Origin of the sequence: Sphingopyxis sp. (assembly GCF_035944815.1) — a bacterium.
GTDB lineage: Bacteria > Pseudomonadota > Alphaproteobacteria > Sphingomonadales > Sphingomonadaceae > Sphingopyxis.
Map to the genome: position 1 here is coordinate 247135 of NZ_DASZAU010000010.1, position 16768 is coordinate 263902.

Below are 16768 nucleotides of genomic sequence, written 5' to 3' on the forward strand. Positions count from 1 at the left end.
TTCAACTCCCCTCCACGGGGCGCCGTAACTCGACGTCTCCCGCATGGATCACCATGGTCTCGCCGCCGCTCAGGCGCAAGCGCAGCGCGCCATCGTCGGCGAGGCCGTCGAAAAAGCCGTCGATCTCCTGCTCGGAAACGCGGAGCGGCGTCCCCACGGGATGCGCCTGCGGCACCCACGCGCGGATGATGCTGCCGATGCCTTCCTGTCGCCAGGTCCACAGCGCGTCGACCATCGCGATCGCCAGCACCTCGGAAAAATAGTCGCGGTCGATGTCGACGCCCTTGCCCGCAAGCGTCGCAGTCACGCGGTCGGGCAGTTCGGGCGCGACGACCAGATTGACGCCGATGCCGATGACCACCGAATTACCGGTACGCTCCATCAATATGCCGGCGCATTTCGCTCCGTCCACCAGCAGGTCGTTGGGCCATTTGAGCTGCGCGTCGAGCCCTGGGGCGAGCGCGGCCACCGTCTTCGCCAGTGCGACGCCGGCAACCAGTGCAAGCGTCGCCGCCGACGGATCGCCGACCGTCAGGTGGACGACGGTCGAGCCCATGAAATTGCCCTGCCCGTCGCCCCATGCGCGGCCCAGACGCCCGCGCCCGGCGGTCTGCCGATCGGCGACGAGCCAATGCCCCTCGCCGATATGCTCGCCGCCTGCCAGCCGTGCCAGCAGGTCGGCGTTGGTCGAACCGGTCTGCTGCGTCCGCTCGATCGGCGGGATCAGAAGAGCACCGACGCGGCGTTCGCCGACATCGCCGCCAGCACGGGAATGAACAGATAGCCGATGACCGAGAGCCACAACGCGCTGACCGTGACGATCGAACCTTCGACGATATTGCCGCCGTCGACCACTTCGACGTCGAGCTTGTCGTCGAAATACATCGTCTTGATGATGGCGATATAATAGAAGGCGCCGATCACCGAGGCGACGATACCCGCCACCGCGAGCGGCACGAGGTTCGCATTCACCGCCGCTTCGAACACCAGATATTTCGGCCAGAAGCCGAACAGCGGCGGAATGCCGGCAAGGCTGAGCAAGAATACCGACATCGCGGCGGCGAGGCCCGGGCGATATTGCGACAGGCCCGCGAGCGCCGGAATGCTTTCGACCTGATTGCCGTACGGATCGCGCAACTGCAGCACGATCAGGAACGCGCCGATCGTCGTCACCATATAGACGAGCAGATAGGTCAGTAGGCCCTCGACCCCCGCCTGCGTGCCCGCAGCAAGGCCGATCAGCATGAAGCCGACGTTGTTGATCGACGAATAGGCCAGCAGGCGCTTGATATTCTTCTGCCCGACCGCACCGACCGCGCCGAGGATGATCGACGCGAGCGCGAGGAAGATGATGATCTGTTGCCAAGCGCCGACCGCGGGGCCCATCGCGTCGATCACGACGCGCGTCATCAGCGCCATCGCCGCCACCTTGGGCGCGCTGGCGAAGAAGGTCGTCACCGGCGTGGGCGCGCCCTCATAGACGTCGGGGGTCCACATGTGGAACGGCACGGCGCTGATCTTGAAGCCAAGGCCCGCAAGTACGAACACGATGCCGAAGATCAGCCCGATATTGAGATCGCCGCCGAGCACTTTCGCGATGCCCGCGAAATCGGTCGTGCCAGTGAAGCCGTAAAGCAGCGAAATACCATAAAGCAGCATGCCCGACGCCAGCGCGCCGAGGACGAAATATTTGAGGCCCGCTTCGCTCGACCGGTCGTCAGTGCGCATGAAGCTCGCGAGCACATAGGCGGCAAGGCTGTTGAGCTCGAGCCCGACGTAGAGCGTCATCAGGTCGCGCGACGAGGCCATGATCCCCATGCCGAGCGCCGCGAACAGGATCAGCGTCGGATATTCGGCGCGCATCCCGCCAGTAAAAAAGCGCGGGGCGACGAGGATGCTTACGAAGCTGGCGGCATAGATCAGCAGCTTGGCGAAACCGCCGAAACTGTCGACCGAAAGCGTGCCCGAAAAGACCGTCGCGTTGACGCCGAACAGCGCCACGACGGCAGCCGCCGCAGCGGCGAGCGTGAGCAGCGCGCTGAGCTGGTAGATGCCGACCTGGCGATCGCCAAGGAAGGTGCCCAGCATCAGGGTGATCAGCCCGCCGATCGTCAGGATCAGTTCGGGCCAGATGAGCGCGAGATCGGCGGTCATTGGGCGCCTCCCGCATGGGCGGAGCCGTGGGCGGCTTCACCATGGGCCTTGGCGGGCTTCGGCTTGCCTGCGGCAAGATGCGCGTCGCCCGCGGGCTTGGCCGGGGCAAGGCGCGCGACCACCGTGGTCACGTCACCGCGCATCGGCGCGAGGAAGCTTTCGGGATAGACGCCCATCCACAGCGCCACGGCAGCCAGCGGCGCGAGGATCGCCCATTCGCGTGCGTTGAGGTCAGGCATCGCCTTCACATCGTCCTTGGTCAGTTCGCCGAACACGACGCGGCGGTAGAGATAAAGCATGTATGCGGCGCCGAGAATGATCCCGGTCGTGCACACGAAAGCAACCCAGCTCGAGGCTTCGTAAATACCGGCGAGGCTCAGGAACTCGCCGACGAAGCCGCTGGTGCCCGGCAGGCCGATCGACGCCATGGTGAACAGCATGAAGAAGATCGCATAGGCCGGCATGTTCACCGCGAGCCCGCCGTAACGGTCGATCTCGCGCGTGTGGAGCCGGTCATAGATCACGCCGACGCAGAAGAAGAGCGCGGCGGAGACGACACCATGGCTGAGCATGATGATCAGCGCGCCCTCGATGCCCTGCTGGTTGAACGCGAACAGGCCCGCGGTGACGATCGCCATGTGCGCGACCGACGAATAGGCGATCAGCTTCTTCATGTCGCTCTGCACCAGCGCGATGAGGCTGGTGTAGACGACCGCGATCATCGACAGGCCGAAGACGATCCACATCAGCTGCGCCGACGCGTCGGGGAACATCGGCATCATGAAGCGGATGAAACCATAGGCGCCGAGCTTCAGCAGCACGCCCGCCAGGATCATCGAACCTGCCGTCGGCGCCTGCACGTGCGCGTCGGGAAGCCAGGTGTGGACGGGCCACATCGGCATCTTGACCGCAAGGCTGGCGAAGAAGGCAAGCCACAGCCAGGTCTGCATCGCCGGCGGGAAATTATAGTTCAGCAGCGTCGGGATGTCGGTCGTACCGGCTTCGGCGATCATCGCGATCATCGCGATCAGCATCAGCACCGAACCGAGCAACGTGTAGAGGAAGAATTTGAACGCCGCATATTTGCGGTTCGCACCGCCCCAGATGCCGATGATGAAATACATCGGGATCAGGCCGGCTTCGAAGAAGATGTAAAAGAGCAGCAGGTCCTGCGCCATGAACACGCCGATCATGACGACTTCCATGATCAGGAACATCGCCATGTAGAGCCCGACGCGACTCTTGATCGCGTCCCAGCTCGCGAGGATGCAGAGCGGCATGAGGAAGACGCTGAGCATGATGAGCATCAGCGCCATGCCGTCGATGCCGAGCGCCCATTGGAAACGGCCGAACAGGTCGGCGCGTTCGACGAACTGCCACTGCGCGCCGCCGATGTCGAAGCGGGCCCACAGCACACAGCCGAACGCGAAGTCGACCAGCGTCGCGGCGAGCGCGACCAGCCGGGCGTTTCGGTCGCCGACGAACAGGCAGACGATGGCGGCGACCGCGGGGATCGCCAGCATCAGCGAGAGAAGACCGACGCCGCCGCTCACAGGAAATTCACCATGGCCCAGCTGGCGAGGCCGACAAGACCGAGCAGCATCACAAACGCATATCCATAAACATAACCCGATTGCAGTCGGACCGCGAGACGGGTCCCCCCAGCGACGAGCGCCGCGGCGCCATCGGGGCCGAAGCGGTCGATGGTCCCTTCGTCACCCTTCTTCCAGAAGAAGCGACCGAGCCAGAAGGCGGGCTTCACGAAGAGGACGTTATAAAGCTCGTCGAAATACCATTTATTGTACAGGAACTGGTGGAGTAGCTTGAACTGCGCCACGAAGCGCCCCGGCAGGCTGGTGTTGCGGATATAGCTGTTCCACGCGAGCAACAGGCCGATCGCCATCACCGTGAACGGCGTCCACTTCACCCAGGTCGGTACTTCGTGCGCGGCGTGCATCAGATGCTCGTCGAACGCGATGCTCCCCTTCCAGAACGCCATGCCTTCCTCGGGGTAGATGAACGGGTGCGCAAAGACGAAGCCCGCGAAAATCGCCCCGATCGACAGCACGACCAGCGGCACCAGCATCGGCCACGGACTTTCGTGCGGGTGATAGCCCGCCGTCCCGTCGCTGTTCGCGTCATGGTGATGATGATCGTCGTGCGCCGCATGCGCATGATCGTCATGGCCATGACCGTGATCGTCGTGCACCGCGTGCTGGATATGCTCGCTCTGTTCCCAGCGCGGCTTGCCGTAGAAGGTCAGGAAGACGAGGCGCCACGAATAGAAGCTTGTCAGCAACGCGGCAAAGATGCCGACCCAGAAGGCGATCTGACCGCCGCCGCCCGCAGCGAAGGCCGCCTCGAGGATGCCGTCCTTCGAGTGGAAGCCGGCAAAGCCCGCGACGCCCGCGATCCCGACGCCGGTGATCGCCAGCGTGCCCATCATCATCGCCCAGAAGGTGATCGGGATATGCTTTCTGAGGCCGCCATAATAGCGCATGTCCTGCTCGTGGTGCATCGAGTGGATCACCGAACCGGCACCAAGGAACAAGAGCGCCTTGAAGAAGGCGTGCGTGAACAGGTGGAACATCGCCGCGCCATAGGCGCCGACGCCCGCCGCAAAGAACATGTAGCCGAGCTGCGAACAGGTCGAATAGGCGATGACGCGCTTGATGTCCCACTGCGTCGTGCCGACCGTCGCGGCAAAGAAGCAGGTCGCGGCGCCGACGAAGGTGACGACCCCGAGCGCGATCGGCGCGGTTTCGAACATCGGCGACAGACGGCACACCATGAAGACGCCCGCGGTGACCATCGTCGCGGCGTGGATCAGCGCCGACACCGGGGTCGGACCTTCCATCGCGTCGGGAAGCCAGGTGTGCAGGCCGAGCTGTGCCGACTTGCCCATCGCGCCGATGAACAGCAGCAGGCAGAGGATCGTCATCGTGTCGAGACGCATGCCCATGAAGGTGATGCTGCTGCCCGCCATGCCCGGCGCGGCCGCAAGGATCTCGGGGATTGAAACGGTGCCGAACACCAGGAAGGTGCCGAAGATGCCGAGCATGAAGCCAAGGTCTCCGACGCGGTTGACGACGAACGCCTTGATCGCCGCGGCATTGGCGCTCGGCTTCTTGTACCAGAAACCGATCAGCAGGTACGACGCCAGGCCGACGCCTTCCCAGCCGAAGAACATCTGGACCAGATTGTTCGCGGTCACGAGCATCAGCATCGCGAAGGTGAAGAGCGAGAGATAAGCGAAGAAGCGCGGCTGGTCCGGGTCTTCCTCCATATAGCTCCAGCTATACAGGTGGACGAGCGCCGACACCGTCGTGATCACGACGAGCATCACCGCGGTCAGCGTATCGACGCGCAGCTCCCAGTTGAACTGGAGCGCGCCCGAACTGACCCAGTGCAGCACGGTCACGACTTCGGCCTGCCCCGTGCCGAACACGAACGACAGGAAGATCGGCCAGCTCAGCGCGCAGCTGGTGAACAGCGCGCCGGTGGTAACCAGCTTCGATGCGAAGGGGCCGATGGCGCGCTGGCCAAGCCCTGCAACAAGCGCCGCCAAGAGCGGCAGGAAAACGATCGCCTGGATCACCGGCTTACCCCTTCATCCGGTTGGCATCGTCGACGGCAATGGTGCCGCGGCCGCGGAAATAGATAACGAGAATGGCCAGACCGATCGCGGCTTCACCCGCGGCGACGGTCAGCACGAACATCGAGAAGACTTGCCCGACGAGGTCGTTCAGCGCCGCGCTGAACGCGACGAGATTGATATTCACCGCGAGCAGGATGAGCTCGATCGCCATCAGGATGACGATGATATTCTTGCGGTTGATGAAGATGCCAAGCACGCCGAGCGTGAACAGCACCGCCGAAACGGCGAGATAATGGCCGACCGAAATCACAGTTCCATCCCCTGCCCGACGCCCGGATCGACGAGGCGCGTTGCGTCCTCGGGACGGCGCCGGTTCTGTGCCGAAATATTCTGGGTACGCACGCCGCCACGCTGGCGATGCGTCAGCACGATCGCGCCGATCATCGCGACGAGGAGGACGATGCCCGCCGCCTCGAACAGGAAGATATACTTCGTGTAGAGCAGTTCGCCGATCTGCTGGATATTGCTCTTGTCGGTCACCGCCGGCGCGGCGCGCGCTGCGAGGTCGACTCCGCCCGCGCTCCATGCGCCGACCGCAAAGATGAGCTCGGCGGCAAGGATGATCGCAACGAGTGCGCCGAGCGGCAGGTAGCGCACGAAACCGGCGCGCAGTTCGGCGAAATCGATGTCGAGCATCATGACGACGAACAGGAACAGCACCGCGACCGCGCCGACATAGACGATGACGAGCAGCATCGCGATGAATTCGGCGCCCGCGAGCAGCATCAGGCCCGCTGCGTTGAAGAAGGCGAGGATGAGCCACATGACGCTGTGGACGGGGTTGCGCGCGAAAATCACCATCGCCGCAGAGGCGATGACGATGGTCGCGAACAGGTAAAAGGCAATGAGCTGGATCATGTGCGCGCGCCCTTATCGATAGGGCGCGTCGGCGGCAAGATTCGCCGCGATCGCGCGTTCCCATTTGTCGCCATTGGCGAGCAGCTTGGCCTTGTCATACAGCAGTTCCTCGCGCGTTTCGGTCGCGAATTCGAAGTTCGGCCCCTCGACCACCGCATCGACCGGGCACGCTTCCTGACAGAAGCCGCAATAGATGCACTTGGTCATGTCGATGTCGTAGCGCGTTGTGCGGCGGCTGCCGTCTTCGCGCGGCTCGGCCTCGATCGTGATCGCCTGCGCCGGACACACCGCTTCGCAGAGCTTGCACGCGATGCAGCGTTCCTCGCCGTTCGGATAACGACGCAGCGCATGCTCACCGCGGAAGCGCGGCGACAGCGGGTTCTTCTCGAACGGATAGTTGATCGTCGCCTTCGGCTTGAAGAAATATTTCAGCGTGAGGGCATGCGCCTTCACAAATTCCCACAGCGTGAAGCTTTTGACGAGATGGGCGATCGTGCTCATAATTTACCTGCTTGGGACTTGCTGTCGACAATGGCGCTGCAGAGCCCGGAGCCGAAGCCTGTATGCTCCTCTTCCGTCGGCCCTCCCGGGACGATCGCGAAGACGCGATGATCGAAAACGTCCATGGCCAACGCCGATTCTTTCCGGGAAAACTCGAAATTCAGCTCACCACGCTTCGTCTTGATCAAAACACGCGGCGTTACCGTTCCGTCGCCATTCATCCAGTTATAGCGAGCCTTCTGCCTCTTGGCGGTCAAGCTCGATTCAGCAGGCGAAGTGATCGTCCAGAATTGCGTATCACCGGCGTTTTCAATCCGGAGACGCAACGCATGAACCGAGCCGCGATCTTGCAACTGGCAGTCATAAGACCCCGCGACATCGGGCAAGGCGGCCGAAGCCAAAAGAGCAATGAGCAAACTCATGCCCCGTACCTCGTCAGCATCAGATAGCCGGAGATCAGGAAGATCCAGAGAAGCGAAATCGGCAGGAAGATTTTCCAGCCCAGCCGCATCAGCTGGTCATAGCGGTAGCGCGGGACGGTCGCCTTGACCCAGCTGAAGACGAAGAAGAAGAACAGGATCTTCGCGAACAGCCAGATGATGCCGGGGACGGCGTAGAGCGGGGCCCAGTCGACCGGGGGCAGCCAGCCGCCCCAGAAGAGCACCGCGTTGAGCGTGCACATCAGGAGGACGTTGGCATATTCGCCGAGCCAGAAGAGCGCGAAGCTCATCGACGAATATTCGGTCTGATAGCCTGCGACGAGCTCGCTTTCGGCCTCGGTGAGGTCGAACGGCGCGCGCGCGGTTTCGGCAAGCGCCGAGATCAGGAACATCACCGCGAGCGGGAAGAGCAGCAAGTTGAAGCCGAAGGCGTTGACGAAGCCGAGCCCGTGGCCCTGCTGCGCCTTGACGATCTCGTTCATGTTGAAGCTGTCGGCAAAGAGTACGACGCCGATCAGGATGAACCCGATCGAGACTTCATAGCTGATCATCTGCGCCGAAGCGCGCATCGCCGAAAAGAAGGGATATTTCGAGTTCGACGCCCAGCCCGACAGGATCACGCCATAAACGCCGAGCGACGAGATCGCGAGGATGTAGAGCAGACCGACGTTGATGTCGGCGAGCACCGCGCCCGAATTGAACGGGATCACCGCCCACGCGAGCAGCGCCACGGTGAAGGTGATGATCGGCGCGATCAGGAACAGCCCGCGGTTGGCCGAAGTCGGGATGATCGTTTCCTGAAGGAAGACTTTCAAACCGTCGGCGAACGACTGGAGCAGGCCGAAGGGGCCGACGACGTTCGGGCCGCGGCGCAGCGCGATCGCCGCCCAGATCTTGCGGTCGGCATAGATGATCATCGCAACGCTGAGCATCAGCGGCAGCGCGATGAGCAGGATACCGCAAATCGTCGCGACGCCCCACGCCCAGTCGGCGTCCATGCCCCACGAGATGAAGGTCTCGGTCATTTGCCGTCCCCTCCACTCTCGGCGCTATCCGACTGATGGGGCGGAACCGTCCAGCCGTCGGGCACGACTGCTTTTGCCGTCGAGCGTGCGGCATGTTCCTGGTTGCGCCAGCCGTTATGCGGCCCGGGCTTTTCCGACTTGCCTTTGGGGTTGAACCCGCGCCACACCGAATAGCCCATCCCGACCAGCAGCACGCTGGCGATCGCATGCACCGGGGTCATTCCGCGGCCTCCGCAAAGTCTGCGCCATGGACCAGCTCTTCCGAGCAGCGCTGCATCGTCGGCGACGCGCGGCAGATGGCGTTGGTGAGGTAGAAATCCTTGATCGGCGACGGGATCGCGCGCGCCTCGGGCTTGACGGGCAGCTTGGGTACCGTCCAGCCATAGTCGGCGATGCCTTCGACGCCCAGCGCGGGCACGGCAGCGATCATCGCGGCGCGGCATTCGGCAAAGCTGTTGAAGCCGACCGACACGCCAAGCGCATCGGCCAAAGCACGGAAAATGCTCCAGTCCTCGCGTGCGTCGCCGGGAGCGAACACCGCCTTGTCGCTGCGCTGGACGCGGCCCTCGGTGTTGACCGTGATGAAGTCCTTTTCGGTCCATGCCGCGGCGGGCAGGATGACGTCGGCCGCATGCGCACCCTTGTCGCCGTGATGGCCGACATAGACCTTGAACGTGTCGGGCAGCGCCGCAAAATCGACCTCGTCGGCGCCGAGGAAGAAGGCAAGCTTCGGCTTCGCCGCGATTACATCCTTGATCCCGCCGGGCAGGCCGTAGCCGAGCATCAGCGAGCCCATGCGCGCGGCGGAGAAATGGACGACGTTGTAGCCGTTCCAGCCATCCTTGACCGCGTCGACCGCCTTGGCGAGCGCGAGGCCCGCGCCGTGGACGCCGGGAACCGACAGCGCGCCGCCGCCGAAGATCAGCATCGGCCGCTCAGCGCCCTTCAGCGCGTCGGTCACATGCTTCGGCAGCTTCGCAACCAGCGAAGCATCGTCGCCAAGCCACTCGGTCTTGTAGGTAAGGTCGGTTTCGGGGCCGATGGCGAAAACCTTCGCGCCCTTCTTCCACACCGCCTTGCGGATGCGCGTGTTGATCAGCGGCGCTTCCCAGCGAAGGTTGGTGCCGACGAGCAGGATCACATCGGCATTTTCGGCCTCGGCGATGCCGGTGTTGAAATTGACCGCCGACAGGCTGGTGACGTCATAGTCGAGCCCCGTCTGGCGCCCTTCGAGCAGGGTGCCGCCGAGCGCGGTCACGAGCGACTTCGCCGCAAACATCGTCTCGCAATCGGCAAGATCGCCCGCGATCGCGGCGACCGACGAACCGGCGTTCACCGCCTTGATCGCGGCAAAGGCCTCGGCCCAGCTCGCGGGCTGGAGCGCACCGTTCACGCGAACATAAGGCTGGTCGAGGCGACGACGGGTCAGGCCGTCGACATGGTGGCGCGTCTTGTCGTTCGCCCATTCCTCGTTCACGTCGTCGTTGACCCGCGGCAGCACGCGCAGGACCTGACGGCCCCGCGCGTCGATGCGGACATTGGTGCCGACCGCGTCCATCATGTCGATGCCGAGCGTCTTGGTGAGCTCCCACGGACGCGCTTCGAACGCATAGGGTTTGCTGGTCAACGCGCCGACCGGGCAGAGATCGACGATATTGCCCGACAATTCGCTGCCGACCGCGCGTTCGAGGTACGACGTGATCTGCATATTCTCGCCGCGATAGATCGCGCCGACATCCTCCACGCCCGCAACTTCCTCCGCAAAGCGGACGCAGCGCGTGCACTGGATGCAGCGGGTCATCACCGTCTTGACGATCGGACCCATATATTTCTCGGTGACCGCCCGCTTGTTCTCGTCATAGCGCGTCGCGCCGCGGCCATAGGCAACCGACTGGTCCTGCAGGTCGCATTCGCCGCCCTGATCGCAGATCGGGCAATCAAGCGGGTGGTTGATGAGCAGGAACTCCATCACCCCTTCACGCGCCTTCTTCACCATCGGGCTGTCGGTCTTGATCACCTGCCCTTCGGCGGTCGGCAGCGCGCACGACGCCTGCGGCTTCGGCGGACCCGGCGACACTTCGACAAGGCACATGCGGCAATTGCCGGCGATCGACAGGCGCTCATGGTAACAAAAGCGCGGAATTTCCTTCCCCGCCATCTCGCACGCCTGCAGAACGGTCGCGCCCTGCGGGACGTCGAGTTCTACACCATCTACGGTAACTTTAGGCATTATTCGGCTGCCTCCAGCGCGCCGCCATTCTCGCGGATGCGGCGTTCGATTTCGGGGCGGAAATGCTTGATCAGGCCCTGGATCGGCCACGCCGCGGCATCGCCCAACGCGCAGATCGTGTGGCCTTCGACCTGCTTGGTGACGTCGAACAAAGTGTCGATCTCGCTGATGTCGGCGTCGCCGGTACGGAGGCGCTCCATCACGCGCCACATCCAGCCGGTGCCTTCGCGGCACGGCGTGCACTGGCCGCAACTTTCATGCTTGTAGAAATAGCTGATGCGGCTGATCGCCTGAACGACGTCGGTCGACTTGTCCATCACGATCGCGGCCGCCGTGCCGAGGCCCGATCCGACCGCTTTCAGCCCGTCGAAGTCCATCGGCGCGTCCATGATCTCGGCTGCGGGGACGAGCGGAACCGACGAGCCGCCGGGGATCACCGCGAGCAGATTGTCCCAACCGCCGCGAATGCCGCCGCAATGCGTGTCGATCAGTTCGCGGAAGGTGATGCCCATCTCTTCCTCGACGACGCACGGCTTGTTCACATGGCCGCTGATCTGGAAGAGCTTCGTGCCCTTGTTGTTCTCGCGCCCGAAGGAGGAGAACCAGGTCGCGCCGCGCCGCAGGATCGTCGGGACGACCGCGATGCTCTCGACATTGTTCACCGTCGTCGGGCAGCCATAGAGGCCCGCACCCGCCGGGAACGGCGGCTTGAGGCGCGGCTGGCCCTTCTTGCCCTCGAGGCTTTCGATCATCGCGGTTTCTTCGCCGCAGATATACGCGCCGGCGCCGCGGTGGACGAACACGTCGAAATCATAGCCCGACTTGGCGGCGTTCTTGCCGAGCAGGCCGGCGTCATACGCCTCCTGCACCGCGGCGAAGAGCGTTTCGGCCTCGCGGATGAACTCGCCGCGAATATAGATGTACGCCGCACGCGCGCGCATCGCATAGCCTGCGATCAGCGCGCCTTCGATCAGCTTGTGCGGATCGTGGCGGATAATTTCGCGGTCCTTGCACGACCCGGGTTCGGATTCGTCGGCGTTGATGACGAGGAAGCTCGGGCGGTCGGCGCGCGGCTCCTTCGGCATGAACGACCATTTGAGGCCCGTCGGGAAGCCCGCACCGCCGCGGCCGCGCAGGCCCGACGCCTTGATGTCCTCGATGATCGCGTCCTGGCCGCGGCTCATCAAATCCTTGGTCTTGTCCCAATCGCCGCGCGCCTGCGCGGATTTGAGGTTCCACGGCTGGAAACCGTAGAGATTGGTGAAAATGCGATCCTTGTCGGCGAGCATCAGCGGCGCCCCTTTCCGAACAGGGTCTCGGCGCCGAAATAGAGCGCGAGGATGATCGCGACGACCAGCGCCAGGTGCAGGACGCTGAACGCGACCTTCATGACAAAGGCGATCGCGACGAAAGCGATCATCACGAAGACGATCAGGACGATCAGGTGAAGGATTTTTTGCAAGTCCATCACCAGGCCTTCCGGTAATCATGGTTCGACGACACCATTTCTTTCAGCGTCGTCGGCCCGCCTTCGGGTTCGCTCGTATGTCGCCCCGCGACCTGCGTCCCCGCCTTCGGCGTGTCACCGGCGGCGAGCGCGTCGAGGATGCGCGTCATGCTGTCGTAGTCGAGGTCTTCGTAATTATCGTCGTTGATCTGGACCATCGGCGCATTGGTGCAGGTGCCCATGCACTCGACCTCGGTCAGCGTGAACAGCCCGTCGGGGGTGGTCTTGCCCTTGGTCATGCCGCGGTTCTTGCACGCCGCCATCACATCGTCCGACCCGCGCAGCAGGCACGGCGTCGTGCCGCAGACCTGCACATGATAACGGCCGACGGGGACGAGATTGTACATCGTGTAGAAGGTCGCGACCTCATAGGCACGGATGAAAGGCATATCGAGCGCGGCGGCGACATATTCGATCACCGGCACGGGCAGCCAGCCCTGCGTCTGCGTCTCGGCGCCGACCTGGCGCTGCGCAAGGTCGAGCAGCGGCATCACCGCCGAACGCTGGCGCCCCGCGGGATAGCGCGCGATGACCTGCTTCGCCTTCTCGGCATTTTCGGCCGTCCACGCAAACGCGCCCCAGCGCGCGCGGGTTTCGGCTTCATCGGGAATTTGGGGTGCGTCAGCCATAAGTCATTTCACTTCGGGCGGAGGAGGTACGTATACGGGAGGGGGTACCAATATGGGCTTCATCGGCGGACGCTCCGAGTAGGAGCCAACCACCCGAAAAATTTTACCCTCGTATTCTTCAACTCTGACGAAATACGGAGAATTGCCATTTTTCGAACATTTAAATAGAGACTTGGATACATATTCATCGGGCGCCACAGTCGTTTTAATGAACGTGCATTCTCGAATGCCTCGCTCATGCACCTGAACGGCAGGAACGGTTCGTACATCTTGCCAAGTTTCGCCGTGTTCGAAGAAATCCGCGTCAGTAGTGAATATGCCCAACAACGATGTCGTTGTTTTGGCTGATAAAGCAGCAGGAAACCGAGCAGCAGCGAGCGCCCCTTCTTGCGCCGATGCCGTAGACGCCATGGCCACGGCACAAGTGAGAGAACAGAACAACCTCACCGGTCGCACTCCCCGAACACGACGTCGATCGCGCCGATGATCGCGGTGGTGTCGGCGAGCATATGGCCCTTCGACATCATGTCCATCGCCTGCAGGTGCGAAAACGCCGTCGGGCGGATCTTGCAGCGATACGGCTTGTTGGTGCCGTCGCTGACCAGATAGACGCCGAATTCGCCCTTGGGGCTTTCGGTCGCGACATAGGCTTCGCCCGCGGGGACGTGGAAACCCTCGGTATAAAGCTTGAAGTGATGGATCAGCGATTCCATCGACTGCTTCATCTCGCCGCGCTTCGGCGGTACGACCTTGCGGTCGAGGCTAGCGATCGGGCCGGTCGGCATGTCACGCAGGCACTGGAGGATGATGCGCGCCGACTGATAGACTTCCTGCACGCGGACCATGAACCGGTCGTAGCAGTCGCCGCGCGTGCCGACAGGAATGTCGAACTCCATCTTGGCATAGGCGTCGTAAGGCTGCGACTTGCGCAAATCCCATGCGATGCCGCTGCCGCGGATCATCGGGCCCGAGAAGCCCCATGCCAGCGCGTCTTCCTTGCTCACCGTCGCGATGTCGACGTTTCGCTGCTTGAAGATACGGTTGTCGATGACGAGGCTCATCGCGTCGCCGAACAGCTTCGGCAGGCGCTTTTCGCACCATTCGCCGATGTCGTAGAGCAGCCGCTCGGGCACGTCCTGATGGACGCCGCCCGGACGGAAATAGGCCGAGTGCATGCGCGCGCCCGAAGCACGCTCGAAGAAGTTCAGGCAATCCTCGCGGAGCTCGAACACCCAAAGGTTCGGCGTCATCGCGCCGACGTCCATGACGTGCGACCCGATATTGAGCATATGGTTGCAGATGCGCGTCAGCTCGGCGAACAAGGTGCGCAGATATTGCGCGCGCTCGGGCACTTCGAGGTCGAGCAGCTTCTCGATCGCGAGCACATATGAATGCTCCATGCCGAGCGGCGAACAATAGTCGAGCCGGTCGAAATAGGGCAGCGCCTGCAAATAGGTCTTGTACTCGATCAGCTTTTCGGTGCCGCGGTGGAGCAGCCCGACGTGCGGATCGACACGCTCGATAATCTCCCCGTCGAGCTCCATCACCATGCGCAGCACGCCGTGCGCCGCAGGGTGCTGCGGGCCGAAGTTGATCGTGTAATTGGTAACGGCCTGGTCACCCGCGGTATCGGCGGTGTCGACCGGATAGCCTTCGAACATGTCGCTGCCGTGGTGCTTCACATAAGGAGAGTCGGTCATGCGTCACCTCCGGCCTTGGGCTTGCGCGGTTTGGCGGGAGCCTTCGGCTTGGTGGGGGCCTTTTCCGCCTTCTTCGTCGCCGGCGTCTTCGCCTTGGCGGCCGAGGTTGCCTTCGCGCCATCGCGGCTGGTCTTCGCCGCCTTGATATTCGCCTTCGCACCCGCGCCGGTCTGCTCGGGCTTGTCGGTGGTCTTGGGCGTCGGCGGCGGAGCCTTCTTTTCGGCCTTGTCGTCGGCGACCTTCACCTGTTGCGCGGTCATCGGCGACGGCGCGCCCTTGCCCGGCGCTTCGCCCGTCCCGCCCGCCTTCTCGTCGCCCGGCAGCACATAATCGGCGCCTTCCCATGGGCTGAGGAAGTCGAAGTTGCGGAAATCCTGCGCGAGTTTCACCGGCTCGTACACGACGCGCTTGTCCTCTTCCGAATAACGCAGCTCGATATAGCCAGTCAGCGGGAAGTCTTTGCGCTGCGGATGCCCCTGAAAACCATAGTCGGTCAGGATGCGGCGCAGGTCGGGATTGCCTGCGAACAACACGCCATACATGTCGAACACTTCGCGTTCGAGCCAGCCAGCGACCGGCCAGACCGGAACAATGCTCGGCACCGGCGTCGCCTCGTCTGTACAGACGCGGACGCGCAGCCGATGGTTCTTGGTGACGCTGAGCAGGTGATAGACCACTTCGAACCGCTCGGCGCGGTCGGGATAGTCGATCCCGGCGATTTCCATCAACGACTGATATTCGAGCTGGTCTCGCAACAGGACCATCACGCCCGCGACGGCTTCGCGGCGCACAGTGATGCTATCCTCGCCGACGGCGAAGACATGGACGATCAGGTCGTCGCCGAGCAGCTTCTCGAGCGCAGCAGCAATGCCCTCGCGGGGCGCGACCAGGGGAGCGGGGCTGGCCATCAGCGTTCGATCGTCCCGGTGCGGCGGATCTTCCGCTGCAGCTGCATCACGCCATAGAGCAAGGCTTCGGCGGTCGGCGGACAGCCGGGGACATAGATGTCGACGGGCACGATGCGGTCGCAGCCGCGCACCACCGAATAGCTGTAGTGATAATAGCCGCCGCCATTGGCGCAGCTGCCCATCGAGATGACATATTTCGGGTTCGACATCTGGTCGTAAACCCGGCGCAGCGCAGGCGCCATCTTGTTGCAGAGCGTGCCCGCGACGATCATCACGTCCGACTGGCGCGGCGATGCGCGCGGTGCGGCGCCGAAGCGCTCCATGTCATAACGCGGCATGTTGACGTGAATCATCTCGACCGCGCAGCACGCGAGACCGAAGGTCATCCACCACAAAGAACCGGTGCGTGCCCAGTTGAACAGATCCTCGGTCGAGGTGACGAGAAAACCCTTGTCGCCGACTTCGCTGTTGAGGTCGTCGAAAAATCCCTGATCGGGGTTCGTTCCCGGGGCGACCGGCATCTGGCCGGGCATGATGATGCTGGAAGTGCTCATTCCCAATCCAACGCGCCTTTTTTCCACGCGTACACAAGGCCGAGCGTGAGTTCGGCGAGGAAGATCATCATCGTGGCCCAGCCGGCCCAGCCGATTTCCTCGAGGCTGACTGCCCAAGGAAAGAGGAAGGCCGCTTCGAGGTCGAAGATGATGAAAAGGATGGCGACGAGGTAGAAACGCACGTCGAACTGGCTGCGCGCATCTTCAAAAGCGGGAAAACCGCATTCATATTCGGTCAGCTTCGCCGGATCGGGCTTGTGCGCCCCTGTCAGCCGCGCGACGCCCATCGGCAGGAACACGAAGGCGGAGGACAAGCCGACGGCGACGACCAGAAAGATCAGAATCGGCAAATATTGCGTCAGATCGACCATGGGAGCTCGCAGTTCAGTGTTTTGGGGTGTCTTTGCACCCGTTTATCGGGGGCGCTTTAGGCCACGAAGCCGCGCGTCGCAAGCGCTGCGGGCAGGATTTTCGTATCCTGTGTGACCAAAGGCATAATGTACGCTGGCGACAGCCGCTATCGCTGTGATACCCCAGATAAAAAGGGTCGGTATGCCGCGCCTTTCGGACGCGGCTTCGATGAAGGGAGTTTCCATGAGACCAA

The 16768-nt window shown here is 63.0% G+C and carries 18 protein-coding genes; all 18 read right to left on the reverse strand.

Translation table 11 applies throughout. The features are described from left to right. Position 1 precedes the first annotated feature (1 nt). The 18 genes from VGU00_RS16090 to VGU00_RS16175 all read right to left on the reverse strand — a co-directional run bounded on the left by VGU00_RS16090 (position 2) and on the right by VGU00_RS16175 (position 16535). Positions 2-802 carry a biotin--[acetyl-CoA-carboxylase] ligase gene (locus VGU00_RS16090; RefSeq protein WP_327470299.1) on the reverse strand — a complete coding sequence of 267 codons (801 nt, stop codon included), beginning with the start codon at positions 800-802 and terminating at the stop codon, positions 2-4. Beyond that, positions 724-2154: an NADH-quinone oxidoreductase subunit NuoN gene (gene nuoN, locus VGU00_RS16095; RefSeq protein WP_327470301.1), complete on the reverse strand. Its 1431-nt coding sequence runs from the start codon at positions 2152-2154 to the stop codon at positions 724-726. Before nuoN ends, VGU00_RS16090 begins: the two co-directional genes overlap by 79 nt. Continuing rightward, positions 2151-3677, reverse strand: coding sequence for an NADH-quinone oxidoreductase subunit M (locus VGU00_RS16100; RefSeq protein WP_414713563.1), 1527 nt, complete (start codon positions 3675-3677; stop codon positions 2151-2153). The genes nuoN and VGU00_RS16100 overlap by 4 nt, the downstream gene beginning before the upstream one ends. A gap of 26 nt (positions 3678-3703) precedes the next feature. Continuing rightward, positions 3704-5752 carry an NADH-quinone oxidoreductase subunit L gene (nuoL, locus tag VGU00_RS16105; protein ID WP_327470305.1) on the reverse strand — a complete coding sequence of 683 codons (2049 nt, stop codon included), beginning with the start codon at positions 5750-5752 and terminating at the stop codon, positions 3704-3706. A 4-nt stretch (positions 5753-5756) separates the two neighbouring features. Further along, positions 5757-6062, reverse strand: a complete 306-nt coding sequence (nuoK, locus tag VGU00_RS16110) for an NADH-quinone oxidoreductase subunit NuoK (RefSeq protein WP_058456728.1) — start codon at positions 6060-6062, stop codon at positions 5757-5759. Further along, positions 6059-6670: an NADH-quinone oxidoreductase subunit J gene (locus VGU00_RS16115; RefSeq protein WP_327470311.1), complete on the reverse strand. Its 612-nt coding sequence runs from the start codon at positions 6668-6670 to the stop codon at positions 6059-6061. The genes nuoK and VGU00_RS16115 overlap by 4 nt, the downstream gene beginning before the upstream one ends. A gap of 12 nt (positions 6671-6682) precedes the next feature. After that, complete coding sequence (nuoI, locus tag VGU00_RS16120; protein ID WP_327470313.1) at positions 6683-7171, reverse strand: NADH-quinone oxidoreductase subunit NuoI; 489 nt, start codon at positions 7169-7171, stop codon at positions 6683-6685. Further along, positions 7168-7593, reverse strand: coding sequence for a hypothetical protein (locus tag VGU00_RS16125; protein ID WP_327470315.1), 426 nt, complete (start codon positions 7591-7593; stop codon positions 7168-7170). The genes nuoI and VGU00_RS16125 overlap by 4 nt, the downstream gene beginning before the upstream one ends. Further along, positions 7590-8636: an NADH-quinone oxidoreductase subunit NuoH gene (nuoH, locus tag VGU00_RS16130; RefSeq protein WP_327470317.1), complete on the reverse strand. Its 1047-nt coding sequence runs from the start codon at positions 8634-8636 to the stop codon at positions 7590-7592. The genes VGU00_RS16125 and nuoH overlap by 4 nt, the downstream gene beginning before the upstream one ends. After that, positions 8633-8857: a hypothetical protein gene (locus tag VGU00_RS16135; protein ID WP_327470319.1), complete on the reverse strand. Its 225-nt coding sequence runs from the start codon at positions 8855-8857 to the stop codon at positions 8633-8635. Before VGU00_RS16135 ends, nuoH begins: the two co-directional genes overlap by 4 nt. Further along, positions 8854-10866, reverse strand: coding sequence for an NADH-quinone oxidoreductase subunit NuoG (nuoG, locus tag VGU00_RS16140; protein ID WP_327470321.1), 2013 nt, complete (start codon positions 10864-10866; stop codon positions 8854-8856). Before nuoG ends, VGU00_RS16135 begins: the two co-directional genes overlap by 4 nt. Then, on the reverse strand, positions 10866-12155 hold the full coding sequence (nuoF, locus tag VGU00_RS16145; protein WP_327470323.1) for an NADH-quinone oxidoreductase subunit NuoF: 1290 nt from the start codon (positions 12153-12155) through the stop codon (positions 10866-10868). The genes nuoG and nuoF overlap by 1 nt, the downstream gene beginning before the upstream one ends. Further along, positions 12155-12334, reverse strand: a complete 180-nt coding sequence (locus tag VGU00_RS16150) for a hypothetical protein (RefSeq protein WP_327470325.1) — start codon at positions 12332-12334, stop codon at positions 12155-12157. The genes nuoF and VGU00_RS16150 overlap by 1 nt, the downstream gene beginning before the upstream one ends. Then, positions 12334-13002: an NAD(P)H-dependent oxidoreductase subunit E gene (locus VGU00_RS16155; RefSeq protein ID WP_327470327.1), complete on the reverse strand. Its 669-nt coding sequence runs from the start codon at positions 13000-13002 to the stop codon at positions 12334-12336. The genes VGU00_RS16150 and VGU00_RS16155 overlap by 1 nt, the downstream gene beginning before the upstream one ends. Positions 13003-13445: 443 nt before the next feature. Continuing rightward, a complete protein-coding gene (locus VGU00_RS16160) occupies positions 13446-14663 on the reverse strand; it encodes an NADH-quinone oxidoreductase subunit D (protein WP_327470418.1) in 1218 nt (405 codons plus the stop codon). A gap of 35 nt (positions 14664-14698) precedes the next feature. After that, the gene (locus tag VGU00_RS16165; protein ID WP_327470329.1) at positions 14699-15610 is read right to left on the reverse strand and encodes an NADH-quinone oxidoreductase subunit C; all 912 of its coding nucleotides are present in this window, start codon (positions 15608-15610) and stop codon (positions 14699-14701) included. Further along, positions 15610-16164, reverse strand: coding sequence for a NuoB/complex I 20 kDa subunit family protein (locus VGU00_RS16170; RefSeq protein ID WP_409437928.1), 555 nt, complete (start codon positions 16162-16164; stop codon positions 15610-15612). The genes VGU00_RS16165 and VGU00_RS16170 overlap by 1 nt, the downstream gene beginning before the upstream one ends. Further along, positions 16161-16535: an NADH-quinone oxidoreductase subunit A gene (locus VGU00_RS16175; protein WP_037510808.1), complete on the reverse strand. Its 375-nt coding sequence runs from the start codon at positions 16533-16535 to the stop codon at positions 16161-16163. The genes VGU00_RS16170 and VGU00_RS16175 overlap by 4 nt, the downstream gene beginning before the upstream one ends. Between the last annotated feature and the right edge of the window lie 233 nt (positions 16536-16768).

Excerpts from the sequence above, each read along its gene's own strand:
- nuoN (WP_327470301.1), bottom strand. The coding sequence starts at position 2,154 with ATGACCGCCGATCTCGCGCTCATCTGGCCCGAACTGATCCTGACGATC.
- VGU00_RS16100 (WP_414713563.1), bottom strand. The coding sequence starts at position 3,677 with ATGCTGGCGATCCCCGCGGTCGCCGCCATCGTCTGCCTGTTCGTCGGC.
- VGU00_RS16115 (WP_327470311.1), bottom strand. The coding sequence starts at position 6,670 with ATGATCCAGCTCATTGCCTTTTACCTGTTCGCGACCATCGTCATCGCC.
- nuoI (WP_327470313.1), bottom strand. The coding sequence starts at position 7,171 with ATGAGCACGATCGCCCATCTCGTCAAAAGCTTCACGCTGTGGGAATTT.
- VGU00_RS16125 (WP_327470315.1), bottom strand. The coding sequence starts at position 7,593 with ATGAGTTTGCTCATTGCTCTTTTGGCTTCGGCCGCCTTGCCCGATGTC.
- nuoH (WP_327470317.1), bottom strand. The coding sequence starts at position 8,636 with ATGACCGAGACCTTCATCTCGTGGGGCATGGACGCCGACTGGGCGTGG.
- VGU00_RS16135 (WP_327470319.1), bottom strand. The coding sequence starts at position 8,857 with ATGACCCCGGTGCATGCGATCGCCAGCGTGCTGCTGGTCGGGATGGGC.
- nuoG (WP_327470321.1), bottom strand. The coding sequence starts at position 10,866 with ATGCCTAAAGTTACCGTAGATGGTGTAGAACTCGACGTCCCGCAGGGC.
- nuoF (WP_327470323.1), bottom strand. The coding sequence starts at position 12,155 with ATGCTCGCCGACAAGGATCGCATTTTCACCAATCTCTACGGTTTCCAG.
- VGU00_RS16150 (WP_327470325.1), bottom strand. The coding sequence starts at position 12,334 with ATGGACTTGCAAAAAATCCTTCACCTGATCGTCCTGATCGTCTTCGTG.
- VGU00_RS16155 (WP_327470327.1), bottom strand. The coding sequence starts at position 13,002 with ATGGCTGACGCACCCCAAATTCCCGATGAAGCCGAAACCCGCGCGCGC.
- VGU00_RS16160 (WP_327470418.1), bottom strand. The coding sequence starts at position 14,663 with ATGTTCGAAGGCTATCCGGTCGACACCGCCGATACCGCGGGTGACCAG.
- VGU00_RS16165 (WP_327470329.1), bottom strand. The coding sequence starts at position 15,610 with ATGGCCAGCCCCGCTCCCCTGGTCGCGCCCCGCGAGGGCATTGCTGCT.
- VGU00_RS16170 (WP_409437928.1), bottom strand. The coding sequence starts at position 16,164 with ATGAGCACTTCCAGCATCATCATGCCCGGCCAGATGCCGGTCGCCCCG.
- VGU00_RS16175 (WP_037510808.1), bottom strand. The coding sequence starts at position 16,535 with ATGGTCGATCTGACGCAATATTTGCCGATTCTGATCTTTCTGGTCGTC.